Raw genomic sequence first — 14,066 nt, 5'->3', positions numbered from 1 at the left:
TCGGGCTCAGCCCTCGGCGAGCAGGCGGTCGCGGACCTCGCGGCGGAGGACCTTGCCGATCTGCGAGCGAGGCAGCTCCTCGACGACCACCACCCGGCGCGGCACCTTGTAGCCGGCCAGGTGCTGGCGGCAGGCCGAGCGGACCGAGTCCGGGCCGGCGCCCACGCCCGGGTCCAGCACCACGGCGGCGACCACCTGCTCGCCGTCCCCGCCGGGCACGCCGACCGCGGCGGCCTCGCGGACGCCGGGGATCCGGAGCAGCGCCTCCTCCACCTCGGACGGGTAGACGTTGAACCCGCCCGTGATGATCAGCTCCTTGATCCGGTCGACCACGGTGACGAAGCCGTCGGCGTCCATGGTGACCACGTCGCCGGTGCGCAGCCAGCCGCCGGGCAGCAGCACCCGGGCCGTCTCGTCGGGGCGGTTCCAGTAGCCGGCGAACACCTGCGGGCCGCGGACCAGCAGCTCGCCCGCCTCGCCGGGGGCGCGGTCCCGGGTCGGGTCCTCCGGGTCGACGAGGCGCACCTCGGTGGAGGGGAACGGCACCCCGACCGTGCCGGGCCGCCGGGTCGACGCGACCGGGTTGCCCAGGGTGATCGGGGAGGTCTCGGTCATCCCGTAGCCCTCGACCAGCAGGCCGCCGGTCACCGACTCCCACAGGTCCACGGTGGCCGGCGGGAGCGCCATGGCGCCGGAGATGGCGTACCGGACTGAGGTGAGGTCGACGCCGCGTTCCCGGGCCGCGGTGGCGAGCCGCGCGTAGATCGGCGGGACGGCGGGCAGGAAGGTCGGCGGGCGGCGGCGTGCCGCGTCGAGCACCTGGTCGACGTCGAAGCGGGGGAAGAGCACCAGGGTGGCGCCGATGCTCACCGCGAAGGTGAGGCAGAGCGTCAGCCCGTAGGCGTGGAACAGCGGCAGCACCGCGTACACCGTCTCGGCGCCGTCGCGGAGACCCGGCACCCAGGCCCGGCCCTGCGCGGCGTTGGCCCGCAGGTTGCGGTGGGTCAGCACGGCGCCCTTCGGGACACCGGTGGTGCCGCCGGTGTACTGGAGCAGCGCGACGTCGGTGGGCCGGGGCGCGGGGTGGTCGGCGGCCAGCGGGGCGGCCCCGGAGACCAGCGCCGACCAGGAGAGGGTGTCGGGGGCCGGGGCGGTCATGGCGGCCCGTGCGGCACGGACCTTGGGCAGCGGCAGCCGCAGCGCCCAGCGCTTGAGCCGGGGCAGCGCCCCGGTCAGGTCGACGGCCACCACCGTCTCGACCGCGCCCCGCCCGGCGACCAGCGGCGCGACCTTGTCCCACACCACGGCCACCCGGGCGCCGTGGTCGGTGAGCTGGTGGGCCAGCTCGTCGGCCGTGTAGAGCGGGTTGTGCTCGACCACCACGGCGCCGAGGCGGAGCACCGCGTAGAAGGCGACCACGTGCTGCGGGCAGTTCGGCAGCACCAGCGCGACCCGGTCGCCCGTGCCGACGCCGAGCCGGCGCAGCGCCTCGGCGGCGCGGGCCACCTGGTCGGCGAGGCCGGCGTAGGTGGTGGTGGCGCCGTAGAAGTCGAGCGCGACGCGGGGCCCGAACCGGCGGGCGGCGTCGGTGAGCAGGTCGACCAGCGAGCCGGTCGGCTCCGCGATCTCGGCCGGTACGCCCGGGGCGTAGCTGCGCGTCCAGGGCCGCTGCGCGATCGCGTCCATCGCCGTCTCTCCTCGCTGCCGGATGACGGCCCTCAGCCTAACTTAACCGCCCGGTAACCTACGGCCCGGTAACTTGCTGAGTTCGTCACACGGCGGAGGCGGGTCAGCGGCGTGGGGCGCCCCTCTGCACGACCCGGCGGCCCCGCACGAAGGCCAGCACGATGAGGACGACCAGCGCGATCAGGCCGATGACGAGCAGCCAGCGCACCGCCTCCAGCAGCAGCCCGAGCAGGATGAGCACGGCGGCCACGACGCCGACGATCCAGAGCAACGCCCGCATGTCGTCCTCCCGGGAGTACGGTGGGCCGCCCGCTTTCCCGCTCCGGCTCCCGCCATGCGCGCCGGGCCCGGTCAGTGCCGGGCCACGTAGACGGTGTTCGCGGCCTCCCGGCCCTGCAACGGGTTGGGGAAGCGGACGACGTGCGCCACCGACGTCGGGAACACCTCGGTCAGCGTCCGCTGGAACGCCGCGTCGGGCGGGTCGTTCGACCAGAGCGCGAACACCCCGTCCGGCTGGAGCAGCGCGGCCAGCCGACGCAGCCCGTCGACGGTGTAGAAGTCGGCGTGGCTGGGGTGCAGCACCTGGCGCGGCGAGTGGTCCACGTCGAGCAGCACCGCGTCGAACCGGCGCCCCGGCGCCTCGGGGTCGAACCCGACGCCGCTCGCGACCGCCGCGAAGAAGTCCGCCCGGACGAACCGGGTCCGGGAATCGGCGGCCAGCCCGGCGGCGAACGGCAGCAGGTCCCGCCGGTGCCAGTCGATCACGTCCTCGATCGCCTCGACCACCACGAGCGAGCGCACCCGGGGGTCCTCCAGGGCGGTGCGCGCCGTGTAGCCGAGGCCGAGCCCGCCCACCACGACGTCCAGCGCCCGGCCGGCAAGGGAGGCCAGCCCGAGCCGGGCGAGTTCGATCTCCGCGACCGGGAAGAGGCTGGACATGAGGAACTCGTCGTCGAGCTTCACCTCGTACACGTCGACGTCGAGCGACGGGTCGCGGCGGCGGCGCAGGCTGATCTCGCCGATCGGCGTCTCCCGCCAGGCCAGTTCCTCGAAGCGTGCGCCCACGGGTGTCCTCTCCGCCGGTCCGTGACCGGATGCTACCGGCCGGTCGTGCGGCGGCCCGGGGATATGGGCGGCGCGGCCGTTTTTCCGCGCTCGCCGGCATCGGCCGGCCCGCGACGGGTACGCCGACGGCGACTCCAGCGGCGCGGCTGGTGGGTCGAGGACGCCGGAGAGGGGAGCAAGCGTGGCGGAGATGCTGGCCGGACGGCTGCACGTGGCCGAGCGGGCGCTGCGGATGGAGTCGGTGCCGGTGCCCGAACCGGGACGCGGGCAGGTGCGGATCCGGGTGGCCGCGGCCGGGGTGTGCCTGTCGGACGTGCACCTGATCGACGGGACCCTGACCCCGCTGTACCTCGGCGGCGACGTGGTGACCCTCGGCCACGAGGTGGCGGGCACGGTGGACGCGCTCGGGGATGGGGTGACGGGCTGGCAGCCGGGGCAGCGGGTGCTGCTCCAGGCGGGGGAGCGGGACCGCTTCGGCCTCGTGCTCACCCGCGGCGTCGACTACGACGGCGGCTGGGCCGAGTACGCCGTGGCCCGCGAGGACACCCTGGTCCCGGTCCCCGATCTCCTCCCCTTCGAGCAGGCCTGCATCATCCCCGACGCGGTCTCCACGCCGTGGGCGGCGGTGACCGAGACGGCCCGGGTCCGGCCGGCGGAGGCGGCCGCCGTGTGGGGCGTCGGTGGCCTCGGCGCGCACGCCGTGCAGTTGCTGCTGCTGGTCGGCGCCGCCCCGGTGATCGCCGTGGACCCGCTGCCGGCGGCCCGGGACCGGGCGGTCGCCCTCGGCGCGGACGTGGCCCTCGACCCGGCGGACGACGGCTTCAAGGACGCGGTGCTCGAACTGGTCGGCACCCGGGGGCTGGACGTGGCCTTCGACTTCGCGGGCGTCAACGCGGTCCGCGAGCAGGCCATGACCGTGCTCGGCCGGCACGGCCGTCTGGTGCTCGCCGGCATCGCCAACCAGCCGGTCAGCATCCCGTCGGACAGTCGGTTCACCTACAACCGGCAGGCGGTGCTCGGCCACTACGGCTCCGAGGCCGAGCACGTCGGGCAGTTGGTGACCCTCACGGGGCTGGGCCGGCTCGACCTGTCCGCGTCGGTCAGCGACGTGCTGCCGCTGGCGGACGCGCCGGAGGCGGTGCGCCGGGTGCACGACAAGGAGGGCAACCCGATCCGGCTGATCCTGCGGCCCTGACGGCCCGCGGCGCCGCTCAGTCGGGGCGGCTCGCCACGACGACCGTGTCGAGGGCGTCGACGGTGCCGCCGTCGGTGGTGGCCACCGGTCGCCGGGCGGTCTCGGCCCGCCGGATGTGCAGCCCGGCCAGCCCGTCGACCACCGCTTCCGGGGTGAGCAGCACGGCCGGGTCCTGCGGCCCGCCGGTGCCGCCGGTCAGGTTCGCCAGGTCGTGGCCGACGACCACGAGGCTGCCACCGGGGCGCAGCGCCTGCTTGGCCGCGGCCAGCACACCGGCGAGGTCGTCGGCGGGCAGGTGCAGGTAGCTGATGAGCACCAGGTCGTAGCTGCCCGGCACCGGCCGGTACGCGGTGACGTCGGCGACCCGCCACTCGACCTCGACGTCGCGCCCTGCGGCCAGTTCGCGCCCCCGGCCGACGGCGACCGGCGAGAAGTCCACCGCCGTGACCCGCCAGCCCTGCTCGGCCAGCCAGACCGCGTTGCGTCCCTCACCGGCGGCCAGGTCCAGCGCAGCGCCGGGTGTCAGCCCGGAGACCGACTCCACCACGAAGCGGTTCGGCTCAGCGGTCCACACCAGACCCGGCGTGCTCGCGTACCGGGTGTCCCAGGCGCTGCTGTCCACTGTGTCTCCTCCTCCGGCGGCCCCACACCGCCATGGTGACCGTACCGGCTGCGGCGGACGCTCCCAGGGCGAGTCCCGCGATCGGAGGGAGTTGCTGCGCGAGGACGAAGACGCCCATCACCACCACGAACCAACCGAACGACTTGCGCAGGAGGTCCGCGGGGATCTTCCCGGCGACGCGACCGCCGAGGGTGCTGCCGATGATGGCGGCGGCGGTCACCGCGAGTGCGAGGCCCCAGTCGATGCTCACGGTGGAGAGGTAACCGGCCAGGCCGGCGAACGACTTCATCGCGATGACCACCAGGGAGGTGCCGACGGCGACCGGCATCGGCAGGCCGCCGAGCAGGGCCAGGGCGGGCACCACCAGGAAGCCGCCGCCCGCGCCGACCAGGCCGGTGACCAGCCCGACGACGATCCCGTCCAGGATCACCCGGAACACCGGCAGCTCGTGCGGCACCGGCCGGCCCGCGGCGGCGCGCCGGCCCCGGATCATCGCGATCGCGGTGGCCAGCATCATCACCGCGAAGCCGGTGAGCAGGAATCCGGCCGGGACGAACTCCGCGAGCCGGCCGCCGGCGTACGCGCCGGTCATGCCGGCGAGGCCGAAGATCAGCCCGGTACGCCAGCGGACCCGCCCGGCGCGGGCGTGCGGCAGTACGCCGACGGCGCTGGTGGCGCCGACGACGAGCAGGGAGGTGGCGATCGCCTCCTTGGCCGGCAGGCCGGCGACGTACACCAGCAGCGGAACGGCGAGGATCGACCCGCCGCCGCCGAGCAACCCGAGGCTCACCCCGATCAGCACGGCCAGGCCGAGGGTGAGCAGCAGGGGCGCGCTCATGCCCGCTGCCCGTTGCTCTCGCGCAGCCGGCCGACGATGGTGTCGAGGTCGCAGCCGGCGCCCCGGTTGTACGGCAGCCTGCTCAGCAGCATGCCCATGGCGCAGGTGTTGGTCACCGCGGCGAAGGTGAGCCCGCCGCCGATGAACGCGGCGACCCACTTGAGACCCGGGACGAACATCGAACCGAGGACGCTGAGCAGGACGATCGAGCCGGCCACCAGGCGGACCTGCCGCTCCAGGTCCCAGCGGGCCGCGCCCTGCTTCGTCGGCGCGTCGGTCGCCTGCCAGGCGAGCATGCCGCCGTCGAGGACCTTCAGGTTCGGCAGCCCGGCCCCCGCGAGGGCCTGCCCGGCCTGGGTGGCGCGGGCGCCCGAGCGGCAGATCAGCACCACGTCCTGGTCGAGGTGGCTGCGCAGCTCCTCGCGGTGCTCCTTGAGCAGGTCCAGCGGAACGTTGTAGGCGCCGGGGATGTGCACGGATTCGAACTCGGCCGGGGTGCGGACGTCGAGCAGTCGGGGGGCGCGCCCGGAGTCGATCAGCTCCCGCAGGGTGATGACGTCGAGGGTGGCCGGGCCGGTGGTCTCGGAAGTGCTCATTTCTCCTCGTTCTGGGACGAACCGCCGTACCGACGGCAGGGTGGAGCGCCGGCCGGCGCGCGGTGGCGCCGGCCGGTACTCGGATCCGGGTCAGGCGTTGTCGGCCATGGCGACGCCCGCCGCCTCGGCCTGGTCGAACCTGTCGTTGATGACGACGGCCTCGCGGCCGGCGTTGGCCAGCAGCGACGCGGCGGCGGTGGCTCGGTAGCCGGAGCCGCAGTGCACCCAGACCGTGCCCGCCGGCACGTCGGCGAGCCGCTGGGGCAGGTCCGGCAGCGGGATGTGCACGGCGCCCTCGACGTGGCCGGCGCGCCACTCGTTGGTCATCCGCACGTCGAGGACGACGTCCGGGGCGGGCAGGCCGGCCGGGGCGTGCCCCGTGCGGGCCGCCGCGAGGGCGGCGAAGTCCGCCATCCGCAGCTCGCGGAGCTGCCCGACCTCGGTGGCCCACTGTTCCGCCGTGCCGGTGGCCTGGGCGGCCGGGCGGTCGATGCCGATGCGGACCAGTTCCCGCTGGGCGTCGGCCACCTGCTCGGGCGTCTCGGCGAGCAGGGTGATCGGCGTGCCCCAGTCGATCAGCCAACCCAGCCAGGTCGACATCGGGCCGTCCAGCCCGAGGCTGACCGTGCCGGCCAGGTGCGAGGCCGCGTACGCCTTGCGGTGGCGCAGGTCCACCACCCACTCGCCCGCCGCGATCCGCTCGCGCAGCCCCGCCGCGTCGGCGCGGGTGACCGGGGTGAGATCCACCGGGGCCGGTCCGGCGGTGTTCGCCACGCCCATGTGGGCGTAGTACGCGGGGTAGGCGTCGAGGCCGGCCAGGGTCTCGGTGACGAACTCGTCGGCGGCGAGCCGCAGCGCGGGGTTCGCCTGCCGCTCCCGGCCGATGGTCGACTCGGGGGCGTCGGCCTGGCTGGCCGAGCAGAAGCTGCCGAAGCCGTGCGTCGGCCAGACCTGGGTGCCGTCGGGCAGCAGGTCGGCCAGCCGCCGTGCCGAGGCGTGCTGATGGTGGGCCAGCTCGTGGGCGTGCTCCTGGCCGAGCAGGTCGGTGCGTCCGGTGGTGCCGAAGAGCAGCGAGCCGCCGGTGAAGACCCCAGCGGGCTGCCAGCCGCCGTCGGTGGCCTCGTCGAGGACGTACGACAGGTGGTGGAAGGTGTGGCCGGGGGTGGCGACCACGCGGAGGCGCAGCTTGTCGGAGACGGGCATCGTGTCGCCGTCGGTGACCGGCGTCCGGTCGAAGCCGACCTCGTCGTCGGCGGCCACCAGGTACCGGGCGCCGGTGATCCGGGCCAGTTCCAGGCCGCCGGAGACGTAGTCGTTGTGGGTGTGCGTCTCCACCACGTGGGTGATCCGCACCTCCTTGGCCCCCGCGAGGTACAAGATCCGGTCGATGTCGCGCTGCGGGTCGACCACGATCGCCACCCGGCCGTCGGAGGCCAGGTAGCTGCGGTCGCCGAGCGACGACGTCGCGATGACGGACACCTCGACTGACATGTGCCGTTCTCCTCTCTTTCCCCGTATACCCCCGGGGGTATCGTGGAGACAGACTTCGGCCCGGGTCCCGGGCGTGTGTTTACCCGCCCACGCCACGATCACGCGGCGCGGGCGGTGAATTCCGCGGTCAGGCCAGGGCGAGGAAGAGCTTCTCCAGCTCCTCCTCCGTCATCTCCGGCTCCTCGCCCCGGTCGCGGGCGGTGCCGCAGTGCCGCATGCCGGAGGCGATGATCTTGAAGCCGGCCCGGTCGATCGCCTTGGAGACGGCGGCGAGCTGGGTCAGCGCGGCCCGGCAGTCCTCGCCGTTCTCCATCATCTCGATGACGGCGTTGAGCTGGCCGCGGGCCCGCTTGAGGCGGGTCAGGGCGTCGCCGGTCATCTCGGGTTGAAGCTTCACGTCGCACCTCCTGCACCCAACATACCCCCGGGGGTACCCGAACCGCCACCGGGTCCGGCGGAACGGACACGGAGGGTCCCCGGGACATTGACGGAACGCCTATCCTGTGCGCCGACGATCCTTCGCGGAAGGGACCCGATGCCGTCCCGGCAGGACCAGCTGCACTCCTACCAGTTCACCGTCCAGCGGGCGGTCGCCGCGCTCGTGATGCGGGAGACCGACCCCGCGCAGTCGCCCTTCCGCCGGCTGGCCGGCGCCGGCCTGGCCAGCGTGCTCGTCGCGGTGATCGCGCTCGGCGGGGTCGCCCTCTACGGCCTGTTCACCGGTGGTGGCAGCGCCTGGCGCGACCCGGGCGCGGTGATCGTGGAGAAGGAGTCCGGGGCACGGTTCGTCTACCGGGAGGAGAAGCTGCACCCGGTCCTCAACTACGCCTCGGCGCTGCTGGTCATCGGGGCCGACCGGCCGAAGACCGTGCTGGTCTCCCGCCGCGCCATCGAGGGTGTGCCGCGCGGCCTGCCGCTCGGCATCGCCGACGCCCCCGATTCGCTGCCCGCGCCGGGGCGGCTCGCCACCGGGGCGTGGACGGTCTGCTCGGTCACCGCCGCCGAGGCCGGCCGCACCGAGGTCCGTTCGGCGCTGCTGATCGGCCGGGGCGCCACCGGCGGCCGGCCCCTCGGCGACCAGGGCCTGCTGCTGCGCCATCCCGACGGCAGCCTGCACCTGCTCTGGCACGAGCGGCGCTACCTGCTGCGCGACACCGACCGGGTGCTCGCCGCGCTGGCCGCCACCCGGGAGCGGGCGGTGCCGGCGGCCCCGGCGCTGCTCAACACCGTGCCGGCCGGCGCCGACCTGGCGCCGCCCCCGCTGCGCGACCTGGGCACCCCCTCCGAGCGGGTCACCGGCGCGACCGTCGGCGACGTCTACCTGGTCCGCAACACCGGCGGTGGCCGGCAGTACGCGGTGGCCGGGCGGACCGGTCTGGCCGGCATCACCGAGTTGCAGGCCGCCCTGCTGCTCGCCCGCACCGGCCAGGGCGAACCGGAACCGATCACCCTCGGCCGGTTCGCCGCCCTGCCGAAGCTCCCCGACCTGGTGCCCACGGGGCCGACCGCTCCGCCCGCCGTCCCGCCCGCGCTGGCCACGGCGGACGGCGGCGCGCTCTGCGCCCGCGTCGGCGACGACACCGGCGTACGCGAGGTCCGGCTCGGCGTCACCCCGCCGGACCTCTCCGCCGCCGCACGGACTCCGGCCGGCCGGGGCGGGCCGGCCGACCAGGTGCTGGTCGAGCCCGGCCGGGGCGCACTGGTCGAGTCGGTCGCCGCCCCCGGCGCCACCGGCGGCGCGGTCAGCGTGATCACCGACCTCGGCCGGCGCTATGTGCTGGCCGGCGCCGACGTGCCCGGCATGCTCGGCTACGCCGGGGTCCGTCCGGTCCGGCTGCCGGCGGGCCTGGTCAGCCTCGTGCCGGCCGGCAGTCCGCTCGACCCGGCCGCCGCCCGCACCCTCGCCGCCCCGGCCTGACCCGGGCCACGGGTCCGCCGCTGGGGCACGCGGGGGGAGCATGACCGGGCCACGGGTCCGCCGCCCGGGCGCGCGGAGAGCGCTCAGGCCGGCTTGCGGAACACGGTCACCGCGAACTCCGCGTCGTCCTGCCAGGGGCGCAGGTCCCAGGTGGCGAAGCGGTGTTCGAGGCGGAGCCCGGCGGCCACCGCGTCGGCGTCCAGATCGGTGACCGGGTAGCCGCGGTCGGTGCCGAAGCCGACCACCACGAGGCCGTCCGGCCGGACGTGCCCGGCGACGCGGGCCAGCACCGCGCGCTCGGTGCCGGGTGCGACGAACACCATGACGTTGCCGGCGACCACGGCCGCGTCGAACGGCTCCGGCTCGCCCTGTGCAGCCAGGTCCAGCTCGGCCAGGTCGGCGACCAGGAAGCGGGGGCCGGGGTGGTCGGCGCGGGCGGCGTCGATCAGCACCGGGTCGGCGTCGACGCCCACCACGGCATGCCCCCGGGCGGCCAGTGCGGCGGCCACCCGGCCGGTGCCGCACCCGGCGTCGAGGATCCGCGCACCCGGCGGGACGAGCGCATCCAGCAGCCGGGCCTCGCCGGCCAGGTCCGCCCCCTCGGCGGCGAGCCGGCGGAACCGGTCGACGTACCACTGCGAGTGGCCCGGCTTGGTCTCGGTCACCCAGCGGGTCGGCTTGCCCATGCCGCCACGGTAGCTGATCTTGCTGGGCCGGGACCGGGGAACCTCAGCCGAGGGCCAGGAAGGCGCCGGCGGCCAGCGGGGCGCCGGTGAGCGCCCCGGCCGCCACCTGCGGCCAGGTGTGATCCCGCAACACCACCCGGGACCAGCCGACGGCCGCCACGAGCAGCCAGCCGGCGTGCAGCGCCGGGCCGAACAGCAGCACCAGGACGGCCGTGGTGGCGGCCGCGACCGCGGCGTGGATGCTCAGCTTCCACCAGTGGTTGACCAGGGTGCAGGCCGCGCCCACCACGAAGATCACCACGATCACGGCGAACAGCTCGGCGGGCGCGCGCAGTGCGGCCAGGAGGGCCGTCCCGACCGCCACCGAGGCGAGGCCGGTCAGCAGGGGGCGGGCCCGCTGGGTGCGGTCGCCCACGTGCCGGTCGGTCAGCCGGCCGCGGCGTACCCCGTGGACGATCACCCCGACCGGGATCACCGCGCAGAACAGCAGCGCCGTGCCGCCCCAGAGCAGCAACTGCTGCGGGGAGCGGCTGACCCGGGCGGCAGCCACCAGCGGCAGGGCGGTCACCAGGACGCCCGGCGCGAGCACCTCGGTGATCAGCCGGGCCAGCCGTCCGCTGACCGTCCGTTCCCGGGTCGCCCGCACCGGGCCATCCTGGTGGAGCCGTCCGACAAGGTCAACTATCCCTTCTCGGCGCCGCTGGTGAGCCCCTCGGTGAGCAGCCGCTCGCTGGCGAAGAAGAGGATCACGATCGGCAGGGTGAGGATGACCGAGCCGGCCATGAGCACCGTCTTCGGCACCTCGACGCCGTCGGCGAGCAGCGACAGGCCCAGCGACACGGTCCACCGGTTGGGCCGGTCGACCAGGAACAGCAGCGCGAAGAGGAACTCGTTCCAGGCGATCATGAAGTCGTAGAGGGCGACCGCCATCACCGACGGCGCGGCGAGCGGGAGGCTGACCCGGCGGATGATGCCGAGCCGGCCGGCCCCGTCGATGGCGGCGGACTCCTCCAGGCTGACCGGGATCGTCTCGAAGTAGTTCTTCAGCATGTAGACCGAGACCGGCAGGGTCTGCGAGATGTAGACCAGCACGAGCCCGACCAGCGACCCGCGCAGCCCGGCCCGGGTGAAGACCACGAAGAGCGGGATCGCGATGACGATCGACGGGAACAGGTAGACGGCCAGGAACAGCGCGCTCACCTGCCGCCGGCCGAAGAAGCGCAGCCGGGACACCGCGTACGCGCCGGGGATCGCGATCACCAGGGTGAGCGCGGTGGCCGCCAGGGCCACGATGCCGCTGTTGCGGATGAAGGCGAGGAAGCCCTGCCCGCCGTCCTCGACGGACCTGAGCACCTCGGCGTACGTGGCCACGGTCAGTTCGCCGAACGGCACGAGCAGCGAGCCGGGGTCGAGCAGCAGCCGCTCGATGGGGCGTACGGAGAGCACCAGCATGTACCAGAACGGCAGCAGGGTGACCACGAGGAAGGCGGCGATCACCAGCCGGCGCAGCCAGCGCAGGCTCACCGTCTCGATCCGGTCCCGGTCCATCACGCCTCCTCCCGCCGGCCGCCGAAGAAGCGCAGGTAGATCGCCACGAACACGATCAGCACCACGGCCAGCACGACCGCCTGCGCCGCTGCCGCGCCGATGTCGGTGCGCGCCGTGAGGAACTGGTAGACCCGGACGCTGACCACCTCGGTGCCGGCCGAGCCGCCGGTGAGCAGGTAGACGTCGTCGAACTTGTTGAAGGTCATGATGAAGCGCAGCACCCCGATGAGTGCGATCACCGGCATGAGCTGCGGCAGCAGGATGTGCCGGAAGCGCTGGGTCGGGGTGGCGCCGTCGACCCGGGCGGCCTCCTCCAGCTCGGCCGGCACCGCCTGGAGCCGGGCCAGCAGGAACAGGAACGCGAACGGGAAGTAGCGCCACGCCTCGAACGCGATGACCGTCCACAGCGCGGTGGACTCCTGGGAGAGGAACGGCACGGGCGCGTCCCAGCCGAGGAACCGCCGGCCCCAGTCGTTGACGAAGCCGATCTGCGGGTCGAGCATCACCTGCCAGACGAACGTCATGGCGACCACCGGCGCCACGTACGGCAGCAGCATCGACGCGCGGACGACCGTGCGACCAGGGAACGGCCGGCGGACCACGAGCGCCGCCACGAGGCCGACCAGGATCGAGCCGACCGTCCCCCCGGCGCTGTAGACGACGGTGGTCCAGAGCGTCTCGGCGAAGCCGGGGGTGTGCAGCACCCGGTCGACGTTGTCGAGGGTCAGCTCGCCGAAGAGGCCGGTGCGCCGCAGGGTCGCGAGGCGTACCCGTTGGAAGGCCAGCACCACGGTCCAGACGATCGGGATGCCGATCACCGCGACCACGACGAGCAGGGTGGGGGTGACCAGCGCGAGCCCGGCGCGGGACTCGCGGCGGCGCAGGGTCAGCGGGCGTCTGCCGGGCCGGCGGGGCCGCTCCCGGGTGGGGGAGCGGCCGGCCTCCGGCGTGGTGGTGGTCAATTCACGCCCTTGGCGATCGCGTCGACGTCCTTCTTCGCCCGCTCGGCGGCGGCCCGGGCGTCGGACTTCCCGCCGATCACGTCGGCGAGCGCCTTGGGCACGGGCAGCTCGCCGAGGATCGCCCCGACCAGCTTCCCCTGGCCCTGGGTCAGCCCCCAGCGCTGGAAGGTGTCCGGGCTCTTGCGCAGCGTGCCGAGCACGTCCTCGCCGTAGACCGCCGACAGCGGCTGCTTGCGGTCCACCCCGGCCTGGCTGGTGTTCCAGGCGGTGAGGAACTTCTGCTTGTCCTCCGCCGTGCCGGTGCGCACCGGGAAGCGCCCCTCGGGGGACATGCCGAACCAGCGCGGGTAGCCGTCGGAGAGCATGTACTCCACGAAGGACGACGCGGAGTCGCTGGCGCCGTCGAGCACCGCCCAGGAACTGATCTCGCCGTACTGGGCCGGCTCGGCGCCGTTGGGGCCCTTGATCGCGGTGACGAAGCCGCTGTTCTTCGCGAGCCACGCCGGGTCCGACTGGCACTGCGGGCAGGTCGGCTTGGCGTCGTTCCGCAGGCCGGCCAGCTCGTCGAGGATGAACGGCGACCAGATCAGCATGGCCGCCTTGCCCGCGAAGTAGGTGGCGCGGGTGGTGTCCACGTCCTGCGCGCCCTTGACCGAGTTGTTCCGCATCAGGTCGCCGTAGAAGCGGAATGCCTCCACGCACTCGGGGGAGTCGAGCGTGACCTTGCCCCCGTCGTCGGTGAGCTGGCAGTTGTTGGCCAGGGCGAGGTGCTCGAAGGTCTGCTGGGTGAAGACGTCGCCGGGTGCCGTCGCCGCCGTGATGCCGGCGACGCCGCCGGTGTTCAGCTTCGCCGCCGCGGCGGCGATCTTCTCGTACGTGTCGGGGGCGGCCAGGCCGGCCGCGGCGAACAGGTCCTTGCGGTAGACCAGCAGCTGGCCCCAACCGTCGCTGGGCACGGCGAGCTGCTTGCCGTCCTCGCTGGTCAGTTCGAGGGCGCGCGGGGAGAACGTGTCCCGGCCGAGCTTGTCGACGACCCGCTTGTTGGCGTCCGGCTCGAGCAGGTCGTTGCCGGCGAGCGTGCGCACCCCGGCCAGGGAGACCGAGCCGACCACGTCGGGCAGGTCGCCGGCCGCGGCACTGGAGGCGATGAGGGAGGGGAACTGGTCCTCGTTGACGGTGACCAGGTTGACCTTGACGCCGGTCTTGGCGGTGTAGTCGGCGATGATCGCCTTGGTGGCGTTCACCCGGTCCGCCACGTCTTCCAGGCTCCACACGGTTATCTGGGAACTGTCGGATTTCGGCTCGTCGTCACCGCAGGCCAGCAGGGTTGTCCCGGCAAGTGCCATGATCAGGGTGGGGGCGAGCATCCGCATCGAGGGTGATGACATCGGTGGCACTCCTCTCGAAGGGTACATCAGGGATTCAACGCCCTCGATTGATCATTTACAAGACATTTATC

General features: G+C 74.0%; 15 protein-coding genes. 2 read left to right on the top strand and 13 right to left on the bottom strand.

Annotated features, from left to right (window positions below; translation table 11 throughout):
* Positions 1-6: 6 nt before the first annotated feature.
* The 3 genes from GA0070214_RS20770 to GA0070214_RS20765 all read right to left on the bottom strand — a co-directional run bounded on the left by GA0070214_RS20770 (position 7) and on the right by GA0070214_RS20765 (position 2,751).
* On the bottom strand, positions 7-1,686 hold the full coding sequence (locus GA0070214_RS20770; RefSeq protein WP_091266424.1) for a long-chain-fatty-acid--CoA ligase: 1,680 nt from the start codon (positions 1,684-1,686) through the stop codon (positions 7-9).
* Between the two features lie 103 nt (positions 1,687-1,789).
* A complete protein-coding gene (locus GA0070214_RS31920; RefSeq protein ID WP_167364305.1) occupies positions 1,790-1,966 on the bottom strand; it encodes a hypothetical protein in 177 nt (58 codons plus the stop codon).
* 71 nt (positions 1,967-2,037) lie between these two features.
* Positions 2,038-2,751 (bottom strand): polyamine aminopropyltransferase, encoded by a 714-nt coding sequence (locus GA0070214_RS20765; protein WP_091266422.1) that lies wholly within the window; start codon positions 2,749-2,751, stop codon positions 2,038-2,040.
* A 190-nt stretch (positions 2,752-2,941) separates the two neighbouring features.
* Between GA0070214_RS20765 and GA0070214_RS20760 the strand changes: the two genes are divergently transcribed.
* The gene (locus GA0070214_RS20760; protein ID WP_208602850.1) at positions 2,942-3,946 is read left to right on the top strand and encodes a zinc-binding dehydrogenase; all 1,005 of its coding nucleotides are present in this window, start codon (positions 2,942-2,944) and stop codon (positions 3,944-3,946) included.
* A 16-nt stretch (positions 3,947-3,962) separates the two neighbouring features.
* Here GA0070214_RS20760 and GA0070214_RS20755 read toward each other — a convergent pair whose 3' ends face one another.
* The 5 genes from GA0070214_RS20755 to GA0070214_RS20735 form a co-directional block, all read right to left on the bottom strand.
* On the bottom strand, positions 3,963-4,568 hold the full coding sequence (locus GA0070214_RS20755; protein ID WP_091266416.1) for a class I SAM-dependent methyltransferase: 606 nt from the start codon (positions 4,566-4,568) through the stop codon (positions 3,963-3,965).
* Complete coding sequence (locus tag GA0070214_RS20750) at positions 4,507-5,406, bottom strand: sulfite exporter TauE/SafE family protein (RefSeq protein ID WP_091266414.1); 900 nt, start codon at positions 5,404-5,406, stop codon at positions 4,507-4,509. Before GA0070214_RS20750 ends, GA0070214_RS20755 begins: the two co-directional genes overlap by 62 nt.
* Positions 5,403-6,002: a rhodanese-like domain-containing protein gene (locus GA0070214_RS20745; RefSeq protein ID WP_091266412.1), complete on the bottom strand. Its 600-nt coding sequence runs from the start codon at positions 6,000-6,002 to the stop codon at positions 5,403-5,405. Before GA0070214_RS20745 ends, GA0070214_RS20750 begins: the two co-directional genes overlap by 4 nt.
* A gap of 90 nt (positions 6,003-6,092) precedes the next feature.
* Entirely contained in the window at positions 6,093-7,493 is a 1,401-nt protein-coding gene (locus GA0070214_RS20740; protein ID WP_091266409.1) for an MBL fold metallo-hydrolase, read from the bottom strand.
* Positions 7,494-7,620: 127 nt separating this feature from the next.
* Complete coding sequence (locus tag GA0070214_RS20735; RefSeq protein ID WP_091266406.1) at positions 7,621-7,890, bottom strand: metal-sensitive transcriptional regulator; 270 nt, start codon at positions 7,888-7,890, stop codon at positions 7,621-7,623.
* A gap of 138 nt (positions 7,891-8,028) precedes the next feature.
* On the opposite strand from GA0070214_RS20735, the gene eccB reads away from it, so the two are divergent.
* A complete protein-coding gene (gene eccB / locus GA0070214_RS20730; RefSeq protein WP_091266403.1) occupies positions 8,029-9,411 on the top strand; it encodes a type VII secretion protein EccB in 1,383 nt (460 codons plus the stop codon).
* A gap of 83 nt (positions 9,412-9,494) precedes the next feature.
* On the opposite strand, the gene GA0070214_RS20725 is transcribed toward eccB, so the two are convergent.
* From GA0070214_RS20725 to GA0070214_RS20705, 5 genes are read right to left on the bottom strand one after another with little or no spacing between them, the layout of a single operon-like run.
* Entirely contained in the window at positions 9,495-10,097 is a 603-nt protein-coding gene (locus tag GA0070214_RS20725) for a class I SAM-dependent methyltransferase (RefSeq protein ID WP_091266401.1), read from the bottom strand.
* A gap of 43 nt (positions 10,098-10,140) precedes the next feature.
* On the bottom strand, positions 10,141-10,743 hold the full coding sequence (locus GA0070214_RS20720; RefSeq protein WP_091266398.1) for a phosphatase PAP2 family protein: 603 nt from the start codon (positions 10,741-10,743) through the stop codon (positions 10,141-10,143).
* Between the two features lie 35 nt (positions 10,744-10,778).
* Entirely contained in the window at positions 10,779-11,645 is an 867-nt protein-coding gene (locus tag GA0070214_RS20715; protein WP_091266395.1) for a carbohydrate ABC transporter permease, read from the bottom strand.
* Positions 11,645-12,607, bottom strand: coding sequence for a carbohydrate ABC transporter permease (locus GA0070214_RS20710; RefSeq protein ID WP_091266392.1), 963 nt, complete (start codon positions 12,605-12,607; stop codon positions 11,645-11,647). Before GA0070214_RS20710 ends, GA0070214_RS20715 begins: the two co-directional genes overlap by 1 nt.
* Positions 12,604-13,995 carry an ABC transporter substrate-binding protein gene (locus GA0070214_RS20705; RefSeq protein ID WP_091266390.1) on the bottom strand — a complete coding sequence of 464 codons (1,392 nt, stop codon included), beginning with the start codon at positions 13,993-13,995 and terminating at the stop codon, positions 12,604-12,606. The genes GA0070214_RS20710 and GA0070214_RS20705 overlap by 4 nt, the downstream gene beginning before the upstream one ends.
* Positions 13,996-14,066 lie beyond the last annotated feature (71 nt).

This window comes from Micromonospora chaiyaphumensis (genome assembly GCF_900091435.1).
GTDB lineage: Bacteria > Actinomycetota > Actinomycetes > Mycobacteriales > Micromonosporaceae > Micromonospora > Micromonospora chaiyaphumensis.
This window is presented reverse-complemented; position numbering and strand designations above follow the sequence as displayed.

Excerpts from the sequence above, each read along its gene's own strand:
- GA0070214_RS20770 (WP_091266424.1), bottom strand. The coding sequence starts at position 1,686 with ATGGACGCGATCGCGCAGCGGCCCTGGACGCGCAGCTACGCCCCGGGC.
- GA0070214_RS31920 (WP_167364305.1), bottom strand. The coding sequence starts at position 1,966 with ATGCGGGCGTTGCTCTGGATCGTCGGCGTCGTGGCCGCCGTGCTCATC.
- GA0070214_RS20760 (WP_208602850.1), top strand. The coding sequence starts at position 2,942 with ATGCTGGCCGGACGGCTGCACGTGGCCGAGCGGGCGCTGCGGATGGAG.
- GA0070214_RS20750 (WP_091266414.1), bottom strand. The coding sequence starts at position 5,406 with ATGAGCGCGCCCCTGCTGCTCACCCTCGGCCTGGCCGTGCTGATCGGG.
- GA0070214_RS20745 (WP_091266412.1), bottom strand. The coding sequence starts at position 6,002 with ATGAGCACTTCCGAGACCACCGGCCCGGCCACCCTCGACGTCATCACC.
- GA0070214_RS20740 (WP_091266409.1), bottom strand. The coding sequence starts at position 7,493 with ATGTCAGTCGAGGTGTCCGTCATCGCGACGTCGTCGCTCGGCGACCGC.
- eccB (WP_091266403.1), top strand. The coding sequence starts at position 8,029 with ATGCCGTCCCGGCAGGACCAGCTGCACTCCTACCAGTTCACCGTCCAG.
- GA0070214_RS20725 (WP_091266401.1), bottom strand. The coding sequence starts at position 10,097 with ATGGGCAAGCCGACCCGCTGGGTGACCGAGACCAAGCCGGGCCACTCG.
- GA0070214_RS20715 (WP_091266395.1), bottom strand. The coding sequence starts at position 11,645 with ATGGACCGGGACCGGATCGAGACGGTGAGCCTGCGCTGGCTGCGCCGG.
- GA0070214_RS20705 (WP_091266390.1), bottom strand. The coding sequence starts at position 13,995 with ATGTCATCACCCTCGATGCGGATGCTCGCCCCCACCCTGATCATGGCA.